Genomic DNA, 1,748 nt, shown 5'->3' with positions numbered 1-1,748 from the left:
AGGCCAGCCCGCCAAGGGCTGCGGCGCCGCCCACGGCAGCGGCCTTGCCGCCATATTTGCGCACTTTTTTATTGCCCAGCAGCAGACCGAGCGCGCCACCGGCCAGCGCCCCCTGCATCTGCCCCTTGCGCTTGTCTCCGCCTTCGTTGAGCCAGCCTTTGCCAGCCCCCAGCAACTGTTCCAGCATCTGTTTCATGGTGTCACTCCTGCGGCTATGTTCCCGTCGATAGAGCAAGATAGTGACCCCGCCCCCCTGAATCGGGGATGAACCCTTGACCGGGCAGGCCGATGGGGCAAAGCTCAGGGAAACCCTTCAGGCAATAAGGATGTAACTGTGCCAAATCGCGAACTGACCCTGCAATTTCTGGCCGAACCCTCCGACGTCAATTTCGGCGGCAAGGTACACGGCGGCATGGTGATGAAGTGGATCGATCAGGCGGGCTATGCCTGCGCCGCTGGCTGGTGCGGCGGCTATGCGGTGACCGTCTATGTGGGGGGGATCCGCTTTTTGCGCCCCATCCAGATTGGCCAGCTGGTAGAGGTTCACGCCCAGGTGATCCACACCGGCACCACCAGCATGCATCTGGCGGTGGATGTCTACAGCCGCCATCCCACCGAGACCGAGCGCCACAAAACCACCCACTGCATCATCATCTTCGTGGCGATGGATGAGCACGGCAAGCCGACCCCGGTGCCCCAGTGGCAGCCAGTAAGCGAGAGCGATCTGCAGTTGCAGCAGTACGCCAAAAAGCTGATCGCCCTGCGCGAGGAGATCGACAAGGAGATGCGTCAGCACCTCTGACCTTCATGCCTCACAGCCCGACAGAGCGGGCGCTTTCGGCCAACGGCGGCGCCCCTGTATAATCCCCCCTCTTCCCGCAACCGGAACCCTGCCCATGTCACTGGAAACTGCCCCGCCCGAGGTAAAACTCGCGGTGGATCTGATTGAACTGCTAGAGACCAACGGGCTTGCCCCCGAGCTGGTGCTGGCGGCACTGGCCATCGTCAAAAATGACTACGAGCGCAAGCTGGCGGAGGGGAAGGATCACTGATCCCCCCGTTTATCTTTCCGACTTCAGTTTTCCCCATACCACAAACTGCGGCCCCATCACCTCGTCACAGAGGGCGATCAGGGCCGAACTCAAGCGGGTGAGTGGCTCACTCCCGCTTACCCCGGCATGGAGCGCCAGCTCCACCGGCGCCACCTTGGGCCACTGGGTCAGGGCCAGCTGATCGACGGGCATCAACCGTTTGGGCAGCAAGCTCACCCCGATCCCCGCGCTCACCGCCCCCTGCAAACTGGCAAGGCTGGCGCTGACATAGGCAATACGCCAACGCCGACCGAGGCCATCGAGCGCCTCGGTCATCTGCCGCCGATAGAGCCCTTCGCTCGGGAATACCACCAGCGGCAGCGGATCCCGTTCCCGTGCGGGCCAGTCGCGACTGTCGACCCAGACCAGCGGCTCGCGCCAGCTGGCAAGGGGCGAACCCTGCCCGCGCGTCTGCTTGACCAACGCCAGATCCAGCTCTCCCGCCTCGAAGCGCTGCCAGATCTCGTGACTCAGGCCACTTTGCACCTCTAGCCGCACCTCGGGGTAGTCACGGGCAAAGGCGGCCAGCACAGGAGTCATTGCACCGGCGGCGAAATCCTCCGGCACCCCGAGGCTGAGCGCCACGCTCCCTTCCGTCACTTGTTCTTCGGCCTGCGCCAGCAGCGCCAGAATGCGGCGGGCCAGCCCCAGCAATTT

The 1,748-nt window shown here is 63.7% G+C and carries 3 protein-coding genes and 1 pseudogene; 2 read left to right on the top strand and 2 right to left on the bottom strand.

Annotation, left to right across the window (positions count from 1 at the left end; genetic code table 11):
- Window positions 1–196, bottom strand: a pseudogene (locus AACS18_RS02505) (DUF533 domain-containing protein); the annotation flags it as partial.
- Between the two features lie 138 nt (window positions 197–334).
- Here AACS18_RS02505 and AACS18_RS02500 point away from each other — a divergent pair.
- Window positions 335–802 carry an acyl-CoA thioesterase gene (locus AACS18_RS02500; RefSeq protein ID WP_108612015.1) on the top strand — a complete coding sequence of 156 codons (468 nt, stop codon included), beginning with the start codon at window positions 335–337 and terminating at the stop codon, window positions 800–802.
- A 94-nt stretch (window positions 803–896) separates the two neighbouring features.
- On the top strand, window positions 897–1,052 hold the full coding sequence (gene rsmS, locus AACS18_RS02495) for a pleiotropic regulatory protein RsmS (RefSeq protein WP_108612014.1): 156 nt from the start codon (window positions 897–899) through the stop codon (window positions 1,050–1,052).
- A 9-nt stretch (window positions 1,053–1,061) separates the two neighbouring features.
- On the opposite strand, the gene AACS18_RS02490 is transcribed toward rsmS, so the two are convergent.
- Window positions 1,062–1,748, bottom strand: a 687-nt coding sequence (locus AACS18_RS02490; protein ID WP_258228670.1) for a LysR substrate-binding domain-containing protein, incomplete at its 5' end; no start/stop codon positions are given.

It is taken from the genome of Aeromonas sp. HMWF015 (assembly GCF_963878965.1).
Taxonomy (GTDB): Bacteria; Pseudomonadota; Gammaproteobacteria; order Enterobacterales; family Aeromonadaceae; genus Aeromonas; species Aeromonas veronii.
This window is presented reverse-complemented; position numbering and strand designations above follow the sequence as displayed.

Bases quoted from the DNA above. Each gene is read 5' to 3' on its own strand.
- rsmS (WP_108612014.1), top strand. From the start codon at position 897: ATGTCACTGGAAACTGCCCCGCCCGAGGTAAAACTCGCGGTGGATCTG.